This is a genomic window from Streptomyces sp. HPF1205, assembly GCF_020400825.1.
GTDB lineage: Bacteria > Actinomycetota > Actinomycetes > Streptomycetales > Streptomycetaceae > Actinacidiphila.
This window is the reverse complement of sequence record NZ_JAINVH010000001.1, coordinates 160221-175089: the sequence shown is the minus strand read 5'-3', so window position 1 is coordinate 175089 and position 14869 is coordinate 160221. Positions and strand designations below refer to the sequence as shown.

The window sequence follows — 14869 nt, the reverse complement described above, 5'->3', positions numbered from 1 at the left end:
TTTCGGCCAACTTCTGCGCGCCGGGCGGCCGTTGGCCCGGGCGCCGGCTAACACGTCCCCCACCTGCGGTTCTACGATGCGCGGTGACGCGGAAGGTGGTTTCCGGGGCCCAAGTGACGGGAGGCGCACTTCCCAGCGGGCCCGCAGAGTGAAACGCTTCGTGATCGAATGCTTTACGCCACGTTGTCTTGTCGACTTAGCGTCAGATGGTGAACTTGTCACGAACGCCCCACCTGACACAGTAGATTTGATCATGGTGGCCTCACGGGGGAGTACGTGCAGAACCGAGAGGACGACGCGTCGATTCGAGGGGGGCTTGAGCTCCATGAGCCAGGAGTCCAGTTCCGCAACGGCGACGGACATTCCGTCGCAAGCACCATCGGCATCGCCTCGCGCCATCCGCAAACTCTCCGCGCGACGCCGACCGGAAGTGGTCGCGGTGCTGCTCTTCAGTGGTGGCCCGATCTTCGAGAGCTCCATACCGCTGTCCGTCTTCGGCATCGACCGGCAGGACGCGGGCGTGCCGCGCTACCGGCTGCTGGTGTGCGCCGGTGAGGACGGACCGCTGCGCACCACCGGCGGCCTGGAGCTGAGCGCCCCCTACGGCCTGGAGGCGCTGTCCAGGGCCGGCACGGTGGTCGTGCCCACCTGGCGTTCGATATCCCAGGCGCCGCCGCCCGAGGCGCTCGACGCGATCCGCCGCGCCCACGAGGAGGGCGCCCGCATCATCGGCCTGTGCACCGGCGCCTTCGTACTGGCCGCCGCCGGCCTGCTGGACGGACGGCCGGCCACCACCCACTGGATGTACGCGCCCACGCTCGCCAAGCGCTACCCGTCGGTCCACGTGGACCCGCGGGAGCTGTTCGTCGACGACGGGGACGTGCTGACCTCGGCGGGCACCGCCGCGGGCATCGACCTGTGCCTGCACGTGGTGCGGACCGACCACGGCGCGGAGGCCGCCGCGGCGCTCGCACGGCGGCTGGTGGTCCCGCCCCGCCGCTCGGACTGGCAGGCGCCGGGCCAGCGGCACCTGGACCGCTCTTTACCCGAGGAGATCGGCTCCGACCCGCTGGCCGAGGTCGTCGCCTGGGCGCTGGAGCACCTCCACGAGCAGTTCGACGTGGAGGCGCTGGCCGCGCGCGCGTACATGAGCAGGCGGACCTTCGACCGGCGGTTCCGGTCGCTGACCGGCAGCGCTCCGCTGCAGTGGCTGATCACCCAGCGGGTGCTGCAGGCCCAGCGGCTGCTGGAGACCTCGGACTACTCGGTGGACGAGGTCGCGGGGCGGTGCGGGTTCCGCTCGCCGGTCGCCCTGCGCGGGCACTTCCGGCGGCAGCTGGGGTCCTCGCCCGCCTCGTACCGGGCCGCCTACCGGGCGCGCAGGCCGCAGGACGACCCACAGGACCGTGACCGGGAACGGGAGCGGGAACGGCCCGCTCCGGGCCCCGAGCTGCCCGCGCTGCGCCGGGGCCCGGTGTCGGCCGTCCTGGCCGCGCCCGCGAAGCAGGACCCGGACGGATACGCCACGCACACCGCGCACACCGCACCCCGGGTGCCGGAGCAAGGCCTGCGGCCGGACCGGGCCGAGCGGGGCCCGGACCGCGGACCCGAGCGGGGCGACGGCACGGAGGGGCCGCCGCGCGGCAGGCTGCGCGCCGGACGCGGTCTGGGCGCCGCTCTGCCCGGACCACGGGACCGCCCCGTAGGGTGAGACACATGAACGACCGGATGGTGTGGATCGACTGCGAGATGACCGGGCTGTCGCTGGCGCACGACGCGCTGATCGAGGTGGCCGCCCTCGTCACCGACTCCGAGCTGAACGTCCTCGGTGAGGGGGTGGACATCGTGATCCGCCCCCCCGCCGGGGCGCTGGAGTCGATGCCGCAGATCGTCAGGGAGATGCACACCGCCTCCGGGCTGCTGGAGGAGCTGGCCGGCGGGGTGGCGCTGGCCGAGGCGGAGGAGCTGGTGCTCGACTACGTGCGCGCCCACGTGTCGGAGCCGCGCAAGGCACCGCTGTGCGGTAACTCGGTCTCCACCGACCGCGGCTTCCTCGCGCGTGACATGCCCACACTGGAGCAGCACCTGCACTACCGGATCGTGGACGTGTCCTCGATCAAGGAGCTGGCCCGGCGCTGGTACCCGCGGGCGTACTACAACAGCCCGGAGAAGAACGGCAACCACCGGGCCCTGGCCGACATCCGCGAGTCCATCGCGGAGCTGCGCTACTACCGCGAGGCGGTCTTCGTCCCCTCCCCCGGCCCGGACACCGACACCGCCCGCGCGATCGCCGCCAAGCACGTCCTGCCGGCCGGCTGAACGGCCCGTCCCGCCGCCGCCCCGGACCGTCCTGCCGGCTCCCCGGCAGCTCCCCGGCAGCTCCCCGGCGGCTCCCTGTGCGCTCCCCGGCGGCTCTCCGCCGACGCCCGGCCGCCGCCCCGTAAAGCCGGGCGCGACCACCCCTCCCCACCCTGTACACTTTTCCAGGCGACGCCACCACGGCCCCTGCGGGCGGGAAAGCGTCGCTGATGGTGGGTGTAGCTCAGCTGGTAGAGCACCTGGTTGTGGTCCAGGATGTCGCGGGTTCGAGTCCCGTCACTCACCCCAAAGGATCAAGGCCCGGCCTGCGGAAGCAGGGCGGGCCTTCGTCGTCTCCGCGCCCCGGGAAGAGCGGGCGGGTGTCCACGCGGAAACGCACCACGGGCCCGCCCCCCGCACTCTCCGTGAGGGGCGGGCCCCGGTGCCGGTCCGGGTGACGGGGCCGGCGGGCCGGGGCCTGTCAGGACGCCCGGGTCATCTCCCGCCGCCCCCGCACCCGGGGGTCGGTCAGCGGCTCACGAGTTGAACAGGAGCGCGTACGCCCCCATCGCCATCGCGATGTCCGCCTGGGCCCAGAAGCGGTGGTACGTGAAGGACGGCACCGTGCCGCCGTTCAGGTAGGCCTGCACCTTGGACCAGTTGGGGTCGTTCTTGTACCAGGAGCGCAGCTCCAGGAAGGTCGAGCTGGAGTTGATCTTGTCGCCGTCGGGCATCGTGCCGTTGAACGTGGACGGGACGTAGACCGGGTCGTTGAACCGGCTGTAGTCCTTGCGCGTCTCGGGCGTCGCGATGCCCAGCGGGTCCTGGTAGTTCTTCCACATGCCGTCCAGCAGCGCCTTGGCCGTGCTCTGCGCCGCGGTGTCACCGGACTTGGCGGCGTAGTAGGCCAGCGTCTTGGCCAGGGAGGCCGCGACGCCCAGGTCGGTGCCGTACGCGGAGACCGTCACGTGCAGGCCGGCGTTGGTGCCGGGGCTGGACGGGTTCCAGGTGTCGGGCTGACCGGTCCACTGCAGGTCGGACGGGATCTGGAAGGTGCCGTCCGCGTTGATGGTGGTCTGCGAGATGGCCCACTTCACCCACTTGGCCAGGATGGCCTTCGCGGTGGCGTTCCCGGTCTGCTGGTAGTACTCGGCCAGGCGCTCCATCGACCACGTCTGCATGCCGAACCACTGGTTCGACGGCGGGTCGTGGTAGACGGGCTCCCAGTCGTACGCCATGCCGTAGAAGGTGGAGTCACCGGACGGGGGCTGCGCGTACGCGCCGTCCCAGCTGTTGGTGGCACCGCCGGCGATGGCGCCCTCGCTGGACTGCAGCCACTGGTAGAACTCCAGCTGGCGCTGCAGGCTCGTGGTCCAGTCCGTCTTGCCCGTGGCCGACTTCGGCGCCATCGCCGGGTCGGTGGTCAGGGCGTAGGCGGCCAGCGGGTTCTGGTAGCCGAAGTGCGCGGCGCTGTCACCGATGCGCCAGGCCCAGCCGCCGGAAGTGGCGGACGAGCCGCCCCAGGCGTAGTACCAGGACAGCAGGTAGTGCTCGCTGTCCTTGCCGGTGCCCGCCGCGCAGGACGTCGGGCTGGTGCAGTTCCCGATCTTCTTGAAGTACTTGTCGAAGAAGGAGTACCGCAGGTAGTCGCCCATCTTGCCGGCCTTGGCGACGGTGGCGGACACGTCCGACTCCTTGCCCTGCGCCTTGGCCCAGGTGTCCGCCCAGTAGGCGGCCTGGATCGCGCGCGCGTCGGCGTCGGGTGCGTCGGTGTACTTCCACTGCTTGGAGTAGCTGGAGTCCCCGGTGAACAGGTCCAGGTAGCCGTTGGTGCCGCCGAACTTGAAGGCGTCGCAGGTCGGCTGCGGCACGGTCTCCCACACCGACTCCTGCGAGCCGCGCTGGAAGGTGTTGATGTACGACGGGCCGCTGCCGGAGCCGGTCTCGCAGCCGCCGCCGGGCGTGTCACCGTAGCCGTAGATGTTGTCGACGTCCTCCAGCCAGTGCATGCCGTAGATGTCGTCGGTCCCGTAGGCGGCCTTCAGTTCGGCCGCGATCGGGTCGACGCCCACCGGCACGCTGGAGTCGAGCTTCGACGGGTAGTCCGACGGCAGCGGGTGCTCCGGCGCGTAGGTGGCCGGCTTGCTCGCGTTGTAGAAGCTGTTCGTCGGCTGGTCGGCGTGCTGGGGGATCATGTACTTCTCCATGGTCGCCCACGCCGCGTTGAACTTGCTCCAGTCACCGCTGACCTGGCCGTACATCGCCTGCAGCCAGATCATGTACGAGTACGCCTCGGACGTCGTCTCGTGCCCGTAGTCCGGCGCCTCCACGATCAGCGTCTCCACCGAGTGGTAGGGGATGCCGTCCTTGGAGAAGTAGCCGTTGGCCGGGTCGGTGATCTTGTTGTACAGGGTCAGGAAGCGCTGGTCGTAGTCGCTCGCCGCGCCGATCTCGGTGGCCGTGACGTCCACCTCGGAGTAGCCGGTGGCGTTCACCGAGAAGGTGGCCGCGCCGGTGCCGGAGGAGTCGGCCGCGAGGGTGACGTTCTGCGCGGTGCTCCAGTTCGACGAGGTGAAGGTCAGTACGGCCCCGCCCGACACGGACAGTCCGGTGTTGCCCGACTTGCGGGCCACCGCCACCGTCACGTTGCCGCTGGGCGCGCTGGACAGCTTCACCCCGAAGGTGCCGGTCTTGCCCTGCTGCACCGTCAAGGTGGAGGGCGAGACGACCAGCGAGGGTCCTGAGGCGACGTGGATGCCCACCGGGGTCGACTCGGCCGAGGCGCCCAGGCTGTCGTACGCCTTGGCGTAGACCGAGTAGTCACCCGCGGCGACGGCCGGCCAGTCGAAGGAGTACGGGGCCGTGGTGTCCGTGGCCAGCAAGGTGTCGTTGCTGTAGAACTCCACCTTGGTGATCGTCGCGCTGTCCGCGGCGACGGCGGTGGCGGCCAGCGGGATCGTGGCTCCCGCCGAGTACGTGGCGCCCGCCGCCGGGCTGGTCAGGACCGGCAGCGGCGGCTGATGAGCGCCCCCGCAGACCGTACCGTTCACGGAGAAACTGGTCGGAGCGGTGTTGCTGCCGCTGTAGTTGAAATTGGCACTCGTGGTGACGTTGCCGCCCGCCGCGATTGTCTTGTTCCAGTCGAGCGACTTGACAGTGACGTTCTTCCCGGACTGCGACCAGGTGCCGTTCCAGCCGCTCTGGAGCGTCTGGTTGCCGGTGTACGAGTACGTGAGCGTCCATCCGTCGATCGCGGAGGAGCCCAGGTTGGTGATCTTGGCGTTGGCGGTGAAGCCGGAGCCCCAGTCGTTGGTCGAGTAGTCCACGCTGCACTGCAGGGTGTCAGCGTGCGCCACGGAGCCGCCGCCGGCCGCCGTCATGGCGAGCGGGATCGCGAGGGCCGCGGCAAGTGCCGTCGCCAGCCTCCGTGTCCGCTTCCTGAACGGTCTTCCTCTGGGCATGCGAGACGTCCTCCTCGCGGTTCGGTGTGGGGGGATGTGGGGGGATGATGTGGAGCTGGACCAGTGGGAGCGCTCCCACCATCGGTTGCTTGACGATGGGGTGTCAAGAGTCGAAGGGAAACCCCGTGTTCACGAGGGCGTTGCCGGACCCACTGTTAGACCTCTTTACATCACCCCTACCGGTACGGCCCACTTGGCGCTAAGGTTCGCCGCGGACCAGTGGGAGCGCGTCCACACCCGTCCTCTCCCCCACACCGAGGATTCGCACATGCGACGACCAACGCGCGCCGCGGCGGTATCGGTTGCCGCGGTGACGACCGCGGCGGCCGCGGCCGCCCTTGTGCCGACCCTGGCCGCGGGTTCCGCGTCGGGCGCGGCTCCCGCCTGCGCGGTCGTCTACTCGGTCGCCAACCAGTGGGACGGCGGATTCCAGGGGAACGTGGTCGTCACCAACAACGCGGCCCCCACAACGAGTTGGAAGCTGACCTTCGACTTCCCCGGCGGCCAGAAGGTCGCCCAGGGCTGGAACGGCACCTGGACGCAGTCGGGGACGACCGTCACCGCGAGCAGCATGTCCTACAACGGCGCGCTGGCCACCGGCGCCAGTGTCAGCGCGGGCTTCCTGGCCGATTGGTCCGGCAGCAACCCGGCGCCGACCTCGTTCGCGCTCAACGGCACCCTCTGCAACACCGACGGGACCACCCCGCCGACCACACCCCCGACGACACCGCCCACCACGCCCCCCACGACACCGCCGGGCGGCGGTGACAGCGCCCCGCCCGAGCTGCACGTGTCGGGCAACCGGCTGGTGGACTCCACCGGCAAGCAGGTGGTGCTGCACGGCGTGAACCGCTCGGGCTCGGAGTTCATGTGCGCGCAGGGGCGCGGCATCTTCGACGGGCCGGTGGACGACACCGCCATCAACGCCATCCGGAGCTGGAAGGGCGTCAACGCGGTCCGCGTCCCGCTCAACGAGGACTGCTGGGAGGGGCTGTCCTACGTGCCGGCGGCCGACGCGGGAGCCAACTACGTCTCCGCGATCAGCGGCTTCGTCGACCGCCTGGTCGCGCACGGCATCACGCCGATCCTCGAACTGCACTGGACGCACGGCACCTACACCGGCAATTCGACGGGCTGCCCGGACGTGAACGCGACCTGCCAGAAGCCGATGCCGGACGCCCAGTACGCGATCCCGTTCTGGAAGAGCGTGGCGAGCACCTTCAAGTCCGAGCCGTCCGTGGTCTTCGAGATGTTCAACGAGCCCTTCCCGGACCGGGCCGCCGCCACCGCCGACCAGGCGTGGACCTGCTGGCGCGACGGCGGCACCTGCCCGGGCATCGGCTACCGGGTGGCCGGCATGCAGTCGCTGGTCGACGCGGTGCGCGGTACGGGGGCGCGGAACGTCATCCTGCTCGGCGGCGTCGCGTACTCCAACGACCTGACCGGCTGGCTGACGCACGAGCCGACCGACCCGGCCGGCAACCTGGGCGCGGTCGTACACGTATACAATTTCAACTCCTGTTCCTCGGCGTCCTGCTGGGACTCCCAACTGGCGCCGGTCGCCGCGCGGGTCCCGCTGGTGTCCACGGAACTCGGCGAGAGCGACTGCGGGCACTCCTTCATCGACCAGTACATGGCGTGGCTGGACGCCCATGACCTGTCCTACCTCGGCTGGACCTGGAACACCTGGGACTGCTCCTCCGGGCCGTCCCTGATCTCCGCCTACGACGGCACCCCGACCTCCTACGGGATCGGGCTGCGGGACCACCTGGCGGCGCTGGGCTGACGTCCGGCCCCACGAGCGGGGCGGTCCCGTGCATGGATGGCGTGCACGGGGCCGCCCCTCACCATGTCCGGCACGCGGGACGCCACCCGGTACGGGGAGGACGGGCGTACGGGGAAGTACGGGAGGAGCCGGCGGCCGGCCGCATGGCCGGCGCGTGACGGGCAAGGCTTCGCGTATGCCGGAACTGCCCGATGTCGAGGGGTTCCGCCGGACACTGGACGGCGTGGCCGGGCGGCGGATCGCGCGTGTCGACGTGGCGGACGCCGGGGTGCTGCGCGGGATCACGGCCCGGGCCTTCGCCCGGCGGCTGAAGGGGCGCCGCCTCGGGCACCCGTACCGCCACGGCAAGTGGCTGGTCGCGCCGACCGCCCAGGACGGCCGGGACCGGGAGGCGGGCGTCGGTGGGGTCCGGGTCGTGATGCTGCACTTCGGGATGACCGGCGGCCTGCTGACCTGCCCGGCCGGGCGGGAGCGGCATCCGCACGACCGGGTGGTCCTCGTCATGGAGGACGGGAGCGAGCTGCGCTACCGCGACCAGCGCAAGCTGCAGGGCATCCGGCTGGTCGACGAGGAGACGGCCGAGCGGACGCTGGCGCGGCTCGGGCCCGACGCCATGAGCGTCGGCGAGGACGAGTTCGAGGACGTGCTGGCGGGGCGGCGCGGGCGGGTCAAGGCCGTCCTGATCGACCAGTCGGCCGTCGCCGGGCTGGGCAACCTGCTGGCCGACGAGATCCTGTGGCGGGCCCGTGTGAACCCCGCGCGCCCGGCCCGCGAGGTGACCGCCCGCGAGGGCCACCGGATGCACGGCGAGATGCGCCGGGTGCTGCGCTCGGCGGCGCGGGCCGGCCGGGTCCCCGACCGCCCGGGCTGGCTGACCGGCCACCGGGACCGGCCCGAGCCGGACTGCCCGCGCTGCGGGACCGCGCTGCGCGGCGGGCGCATCGCCGGGCGGCACACGATGTGGTGCCCGCACTGCCAGCCGGACGGGAAGGACGGGCGGGACGGCGCCCTCGGGCCGGGCGGGAAGGACGGGAGACAGCCGCGCCGGCTCCTCACGCCTCCGGGGCGGCCTCCTGCACACCCTCCGCGAACTCCCACCACGACAGCGGCAGCCAGTCGCCCTCGACGAACGCGTCCACGCTGGAGCCGCGGCCGGTGACGGCGACCGGCGTACCCGGCGGATAAACCGTGCCGGAAAGGCCGGGCACCGGGACGAGAAGGGTTCCGCGGCGGGATGTCACGTCATTCACCTCGTTCACGAGAACACGGGGCCGGGGCCGGGGCGGCGATAAAAGGATGAAGGTTGAAGGTGTCGCGCCAGCCTATCCGAGTTGTCGGGAAAATAACCCGGGTGGAGCATGAGAAGTGGGTCACGTGGGGGCGAACGAAGATCGGAGGACAGGATGAGGGCCGTCGTCTACAAGGGACCGTTCGAGGTGAGTGTCGAGGACGTCGGGAAACCCGCCCTCCAGCATCCGAACGACGTCGTCGTCCGTGTCACGTCCACCGCGATCTGCGGTTCCGACCTGCACATGTACGAGGGGCGGACGGGCGCCGAGCCCGGCATCGTCTTCGGCCACGAGAACATGGGGATCATCGAGGAGACCGGGCAGGGGGTCACCTCGCTGAAGAAGGGTGACCGCGTGGTGATGCCCTTCAACGTCGCCTGCGGATTCTGCAAGAACTGCGTGGACGGCTACACGGGATTCTGCCTCACGGTGAATCCGGGATTCGCCGGCGGTGCCTACGGATATGTGTCGATGGGGCCGTGGCCCGGTGGCCAGGCCGAGTATCTGCGGGTACCCTACGCCGACTTCAACTGCCTGAAGCTGCCGGAGGGCACCGAGCACGAGACCGATTTCATTCTGCTCGCCGACATCTTCCCGACCGGCTACCACGGCTGCGAACTGGCCGGGGTCTCGCCGGGCGACAGCGTCGCGGTGTACGGGGGCGGCCCGGTCGGGCTGATGGCCGCGTACTCGGCGCTGCTGCGCGGCGCCAAGCAGGTGTTCGTGGTGGACCGGGTGGCCGAGCGGCTGGCCAAGGCACGCGAGATCGGGGCGGTCCCGATCGACTTCTCCCAGGGCGACCCGGTGCGGCAGATCAAGGACCGGACCGGCGGCGAGGGCACGGACAAGGGCGTCGACGCCGTGGGCTACCAGGCCCAGGCCCAGTCGGCCGACCGCGAGGAGCCGGCCACCGTGCTCAACTCGCTGATCGAGACGGTACGGCCGACCGGCGCGCTCGGCATACCCGGCCTTTACGTGCCGCGCGACCCGGGCGGCCCCGACGAACAGGCCAAGCAGGGCATGCTCGGCGTCGCGATCGGCCGCCTCTTCGAGAAGGGCCTGCGGCTGGGCACCGGCCAGTGCAACGTCAAGCGCTACAACCGGCGGCTGCGCGACATGATCATCGAGGGCCGCGCGAAGCCGGGCTTCGTGGTCTCCCACGAGCTGCCGCTGGAGCAGGCACCGTCCGCGTACGACAAGTTCGACAAGCGGATCGAGGGCTACACCAAGGTGGTGCTGCACCCGGGCACGTGAGTACGCCCCGGGCTCGCCGCCCACGCTGCGGCGCCGGTGCCCGCGTCCGCCCGGCGGACGCGGGCACCGGCACGCCCGGGCCGCATTACACCGAGTCGCGCTGGACCAGCTCGGTCGCGAGGACCACGTGCCGCCGCACCGAGGCGCGTTCGGCGATCTCCTCCAGCAGGACGCGGGCCATGGTGCGGCCCATCTCCTCGGTGGGCTGGCGCACGGAGGAGAGGGCGGGGTCCATGTGGCGGGCGATGGCGGAGTCCTCGAAGCCGACCAGGGCGACGTCGCCCGGCACGCGGCGGCCGTACTCGCGCAGCACCGCGCGGGCGCCGGCGGCCATCAGGTCGGAGGCGGCGAAGACGGCGTCGATGCCGGGCTCGCGGTCGAGCAGTTCGCGCATGGCCCGCCGGCCGCCCTCCTCGGTGAAGTCGGCGTGCGCGACGAGGCTCTCGCGGGGGACGAGGCCGGCGTCCCGGACGGCCTGCCGGTAGCCGTCGAGGCGGCAGCGGGCCACGTACATGTCGGGCGGGCCGGTGATCGTGGCGACCTGGCGGCGGCCCCGGTCCAGCAGGTGCGCGACGGCCGCCCGCGCGCCGCCGACGTTGTCGGCGTCCACGTAGCTCACCGACTCCAGGTCGGAGCGGCGGCCGTTGAGCACGGCGGGCATGTCGAGCTGCTCCAGCAGGTCGGGCAGCGGGTCGTCCTCGTGGACGGACACCAGCAGCACGCCGTCCACCCGGTGGGCGGACAGGTACTGGGCGAAGCGGGCCCGCTCCTTGGGCGTGCGGATCAGTGTGAGCAGGAGCTGCATGTCGGTGTCGGCCAGCTCCGCGCCGATGCCCCGGATGATGTCGGAGAAGTACGGCTCGGCGAACAGCCGGGTCTCCGGCTCCGGGATGACCAGGGCGATCGCGTCGGTGCGGTTGCCGGCCAGCGCCCGGGCCGCCCGGTTGGGAACGTAGCCGAGTTCGGCGATGGCCGCCTCGACCGCGGCCTTGGCCCGGTCGCTGACGCGGGGGGACCCGTTGATGACACGCGAGACCGTACCGCGTCCGACTCCGGCGCGTACGGCCACCTCCTCCAAGGTGGGCCGCCCGCTGTGCCGACCGTTCATGGCCACTGCCGCCTCCTGACTTCACTTCGCGCCACCTTAGCGCTCGGCTGGACCGTCGGTGAGAGCCGCGTGAGAGCGCTCCCACAGCATCCGGCCTCGGAGGTTGCCTTTGTTCAAGAGTTGATCGCCCGTCGCCGCCGGACACGTTCCGGCAACGAAATGGACTTCACATCTTGACACTGACCCCTCCGAGGCGTGAATGTTCCGGAAAGCCTAAGTGGGAGCGCTCCCACACCGCACCTTCCCGGGGAACTTTCGCAACACCCCCACGCTCATGACCCACCCTGACAAGGAGAGTGGAATGCGCATTTCCGGCAGAACCCGCAAGACCGCTGTCATCGCGGTCGCGGGTCTCGCGACCTGCGCGGTCCTGATCACAGGCTGCAGTAGCAGCAGCAACGACAAGAAGGACAACGGCAGCAGCGGCAGCTCCAACGAGAAGATCACCCTGCACGTCGGTGACTTCGGGTCGTTCGGCTACGACGACAAGACCGGCGCCAAGCTGTACGCCGAGTACCACAAGCTGCACCCCAACATCACTGTGGTCGAGGACGCCACCTCCGACGGTCAGCAGTACTGGGACACCCTCAAGCTCCACCTCTCGCAGAACAGCGGCCTCGACGACATCCAGGCGATCGAGGTCGGCTACATCGCCGAGGCGATCCAGCCCAACATCGCGAGCAAGCTGGTGGACTTCAGCAAGGTCTCCGGCGTCAACGTCAACGACTGGGTGAGCTACAAGGAGAAGCAGGCCACCACGTCGGACGGCAAGGTGATCGGCCTGGGCACGGACATCGGCCCGACCGCCATCTGCTACCGCAAGGACATGTTCCAGCAGGCCGGCCTGCCCTCCGACCGTGACGCGGTCGCGCGCCTGTGGGCCGGCGACTGGCAGAAGTTCGTCGACGTCGGCAAGCAGTTCAAGCAGAAGGCCCCGCACGGCGTGGCGTTCACCGACTCCGGCAGCGGCCTGTTCAACGCGGTGCTGGCCAGCCAGCCCACGCAGTACAGCGACGCCAGCGGCAAGCTGGTCTACGACACCAGCGCCGGCGTGCAGACCGCCTGGGACCTGTCGACCGAGGCGGTGCAGGAGGGCCTGACGGCCAAGCTGCGTCAGTTCAACAGCGACAACAGCTGGAACGCGGCCTTCAAGACGTCGAAGTTCGCCACCGTGGCGTGCCCGAGCTGGATGGTCGGCATCGTCTCCACCAACTCCGGCCCGGCGCTGAAGGGCAAGTGGGACATCGCCGCTCCGCCGCAGGCCGGCAACTGGGGCGGTTCGTTCCTGTCCGTGCCCGCCAGCGGCAAGCACGTCAAGGAGGCCGAGGCGCTGGCGGAGTGGCTGACCGCTCCCGCGCAGCAGGTCAAGGTCTTCCAGAAGTTCGGCAACCTGCCGTCCACCAAGGCGGGCCTGAACGACCCGGCAGTGCTGAACGCCACGAACGACTACTTCCCCGGCACCCCCGTCGGCAAGATCTTCGCCGGTGCCGCCGCCGGCGTGCAGCCCGCGCCGATCGGCCCGAATGACGGCCAGGTCAAGACGTTCATCACCGACAACGGCATCCTCGACATGGAGCAGCACGGCACGTCGAAGGACAAGGCCTGGGCGAACGTGAAGGCCCTGGTCAAGGACAAGATCTCCGACTAGCACACCGCCACCTGCGGGACCGCCCGGCAGTGACTCCCACCTGCCGGGCGGTCCGTACACCCCGACCGGAAGGACGCCCTCGTGGCCACCTCCGTAAGGGCTACTGCCGATGGCTACCCGCCGAAGGCCAGTACCGCCCCCACCTCCCCGCCGGACCCCGGACCTCCCCCGAGCTGGCGAACCAAGCTCTACAGGTTCGACACCAAGGCGTCCCCCTACGCCTACATCGCGCCCTTCTTCCTGATCTTCGCGGCCTTCGGGCTGTTCCCGCTGATCTACACCGGCTGGATCTCCCTGCACCAGGCCGAACTGGGCGCCCCTTCGCACTGGGTGGGTTTCAAGAACTACACCCGGCTGTGGGACAGCACCTTCTTCTGGAACGCGCTGCGCAACACCTTCACGCTGGGCGTGATCTCCACCGTCCCGCAGCTCATGATGGCGCTGGGCCTGGCCCACCTGCTCAACTACAAGATGCGCGCCCGCGGCTTCTTCCGCGTCGCCATCCTCGCCCCGTACGCGACCTCGATCGCCGCCGCGTCCCTGGTCTTCGTACAGCTGTTCAACCCCGACTACGGCATCGCCAACCAGCTGCTGGGCCACGTCGGGGTGCACCACATCGACTGGGAGAGCTCCAAGTGGCCGGCGCAGATCGCCATCTCGGCGATCGTCACCTGGCGCTGGACCGGCTACAACGCCCTGATCTACCTGGCCGCCATGCAGGCGGTGCCGGGCGACCTGTACGAGGCGGCGGCGCTGGACGGCGCCTCCCGCTGGCGCCAGTTCCTCAGCGTCACCATCCCGTCCATCCGGCCGACCATCTTCTTCACCATCATCGTGTCGACCATCGGCGCCACCCAGCTGTTCGGTGAACCGCTGCTCTACGGCGGCGGCGTCGGCGTGAGCGGTGGATCGGCCCACCAGTACCAGACGCTGAGCCTCTACATGTACGAGAAGGGCTGGAACAACAACGAGCTCGGCCAGGCGTCCGCCGTGGCCTGGGTGATGCTGCTCATCCTGCTGCTCATCGGTGCGATCCAGTTGTTCGTGATGCGGCTCAACCGCCGGAAGGTAGGGGGCTGACCCCATGGCACAACTCACCGACACCTCCCGGGCGGTGCCCGGCCCCCGGCACTCCGCGGCGGGCAAGCGCCGCGGCCGGCGCAGGTTCGGCGCCGACGGTGCCGGCAAGCAGCAGAACGCGGGCCCGATCGCGTACATCATCCTGTCCTTCGCGGCCCTGCTGTCGCTGTTCCCGCTGTACTGGACGGTGGTCGCGGCGTCCCGGACGGACACCGAGATCGTCACCCCGCCCACCCCGCTGCTGCCCGGCAGCCACCTGATCGACAACCTGAAGATCGTCTGGGACCAGGTCGACATGACCAAGGCCCTGATCAACTCCACGATCGTGGCCGGAACCGTCGCCCTGAGCACGGTGCTGTTCGCGACGCTGGCCGGGTTCGCCTTCGCCAAGCTGGAGTTCAAGGGCCGCAACGCGCTGCTGACCGTCGTGGTGGCGACCATGACCATCCCGCCCCAGCTGAGCGTCATCCCGCTGTACCAGATCATCACCAACGTGCACTGGGTCGGGCACATCCAGGCGGTGATCCTGCCGTCGCTGGTGGCCGCGTTCGGCGTGTTCTTCATGCGGCAGTTCCTGTCCGAGGCACTGCCCATCGAACTGATCGAGGCGGCCCGGGTGGACGGGGCGAACAGCCTGCGGATCATCTGGAGCGTGGTGTTCCCCATCGCCCGGCCGGCCATGGCGGTGCTCGGGATGCTCGTGTTCGTGCAGTCCTGGAACGACTTCTTCTGGCCCTTCATCGCGCTCAGCCAGCAGAACCCGACGGTCCAGGTCGCCCTGGCCGGACTCGGCAACGGCAACCACGCCGTGGACCACGCGATCGTGGTCACCGGCTGCCTCGTCGCCACCCTGCCGCTGCTGCTGGTGTTCGTTGTGCTCGGCAAGCAGATCGTCGGCGGGATCACCGCGGGAGCCGTCAAGAGCTGACCCGCCGGCCCGGCACC

The 14869-nt window shown here is 70.2% G+C and carries 10 protein-coding genes, 1 tRNA gene and 1 pseudogene; 9 read left to right on the top strand and 3 right to left on the bottom strand.

Features of this window, described 5'->3' with window-relative positions; all coding sequences use genetic code 11:
* The first annotated feature begins 325 nt into the window (after positions 1 to 325).
* The 3 genes from K7G61_RS00740 to K7G61_RS00730 all read left to right on the top strand — a co-directional run bounded on the left by K7G61_RS00740 (position 326) and on the right by K7G61_RS00730 (position 2607).
* The gene (locus K7G61_RS00740) at positions 326 to 1711 is read left to right on the top strand and encodes a GlxA family transcriptional regulator (RefSeq protein ID WP_225844498.1); all 1386 of its coding nucleotides are present in this window, start codon (positions 326 to 328) and stop codon (positions 1709 to 1711) included.
* A gap of 5 nt (positions 1712 to 1716) precedes the next feature.
* Positions 1717 to 2319: an oligoribonuclease gene (gene orn, locus K7G61_RS00735; protein ID WP_225844497.1), complete on the top strand. Its 603-nt coding sequence runs from the start codon at positions 1717 to 1719 to the stop codon at positions 2317 to 2319.
* A 212-nt stretch (positions 2320 to 2531) separates the two neighbouring features.
* Positions 2532 to 2607: transfer RNA gene (locus K7G61_RS00730), tRNA-His, on the top strand.
* Positions 2608 to 2834: 227 nt separating this feature from the next.
* Here K7G61_RS00730 and K7G61_RS00725 read toward each other — a convergent pair.
* Positions 2835 to 5759, bottom strand: coding sequence for a glycoside hydrolase family 48 protein (locus K7G61_RS00725; RefSeq protein ID WP_225844496.1), 2925 nt, complete (start codon positions 5757 to 5759; stop codon positions 2835 to 2837).
* 268 nt (positions 5760 to 6027) lie between these two features.
* On the opposite strand from K7G61_RS00725, the gene K7G61_RS00720 reads away from it, so the two are divergent.
* Both K7G61_RS00720 and K7G61_RS00715 read left to right on the top strand, forming a co-directional pair.
* Complete coding sequence (locus K7G61_RS00720; protein ID WP_225844495.1) at positions 6028 to 7545, top strand: cellulose binding domain-containing protein; 1518 nt, start codon at positions 6028 to 6030, stop codon at positions 7543 to 7545.
* 175 nt (positions 7546 to 7720) lie between these two features.
* A pseudogene (locus tag K7G61_RS00715) lies at positions 7721 to 8515 on the top strand (Fpg/Nei family DNA glycosylase); the annotation flags it as partial.
* A gap of 82 nt (positions 8516 to 8597) precedes the next feature.
* On the opposite strand, the gene K7G61_RS36810 reads toward K7G61_RS00715, so the two are convergent.
* Positions 8598 to 8786: a hypothetical protein gene (locus K7G61_RS36810; protein ID WP_225844494.1), complete on the bottom strand. Its 189-nt coding sequence runs from the start codon at positions 8784 to 8786 to the stop codon at positions 8598 to 8600.
* Positions 8787 to 8948: 162 nt separating this feature from the next.
* Between K7G61_RS36810 and K7G61_RS00705 the strand changes: the two genes are divergently transcribed.
* Positions 8949 to 10088: a glutathione-independent formaldehyde dehydrogenase gene (locus K7G61_RS00705; protein ID WP_225844493.1), complete on the top strand. Its 1140-nt coding sequence runs from the start codon at positions 8949 to 8951 to the stop codon at positions 10086 to 10088.
* 85 nt (positions 10089 to 10173) lie between these two features.
* Here the strand turns inward: K7G61_RS00705 and K7G61_RS00700 are convergent, their stop codons facing one another.
* The gene (locus K7G61_RS00700; protein ID WP_225844811.1) at positions 10174 to 11196 is read right to left on the bottom strand and encodes a LacI family DNA-binding transcriptional regulator; all 1023 of its coding nucleotides are present in this window, start codon (positions 11194 to 11196) and stop codon (positions 10174 to 10176) included.
* A gap of 301 nt (positions 11197 to 11497) precedes the next feature.
* On the opposite strand from K7G61_RS00700, the gene K7G61_RS00695 reads away from it, so the two are divergent.
* The 3 genes from K7G61_RS00695 to K7G61_RS00685 all read left to right on the top strand — a co-directional run bounded on the left by K7G61_RS00695 (position 11498) and on the right by K7G61_RS00685 (position 14852).
* Entirely contained in the window at positions 11498 to 12844 is a 1347-nt protein-coding gene (locus K7G61_RS00695; RefSeq protein ID WP_225844492.1) for an ABC transporter substrate-binding protein, read from the top strand.
* Between the two features lie 81 nt (positions 12845 to 12925).
* On the top strand, positions 12926 to 13924 hold the full coding sequence (locus K7G61_RS00690) for a carbohydrate ABC transporter permease (RefSeq protein WP_225844491.1): 999 nt from the start codon (positions 12926 to 12928) through the stop codon (positions 13922 to 13924).
* Positions 13925 to 13928: 4 nt separating this feature from the next.
* The gene (locus tag K7G61_RS00685) at positions 13929 to 14852 is read left to right on the top strand and encodes a carbohydrate ABC transporter permease (RefSeq protein ID WP_225844490.1); all 924 of its coding nucleotides are present in this window, start codon (positions 13929 to 13931) and stop codon (positions 14850 to 14852) included.
* Positions 14853 to 14869 lie beyond the last annotated feature (17 nt).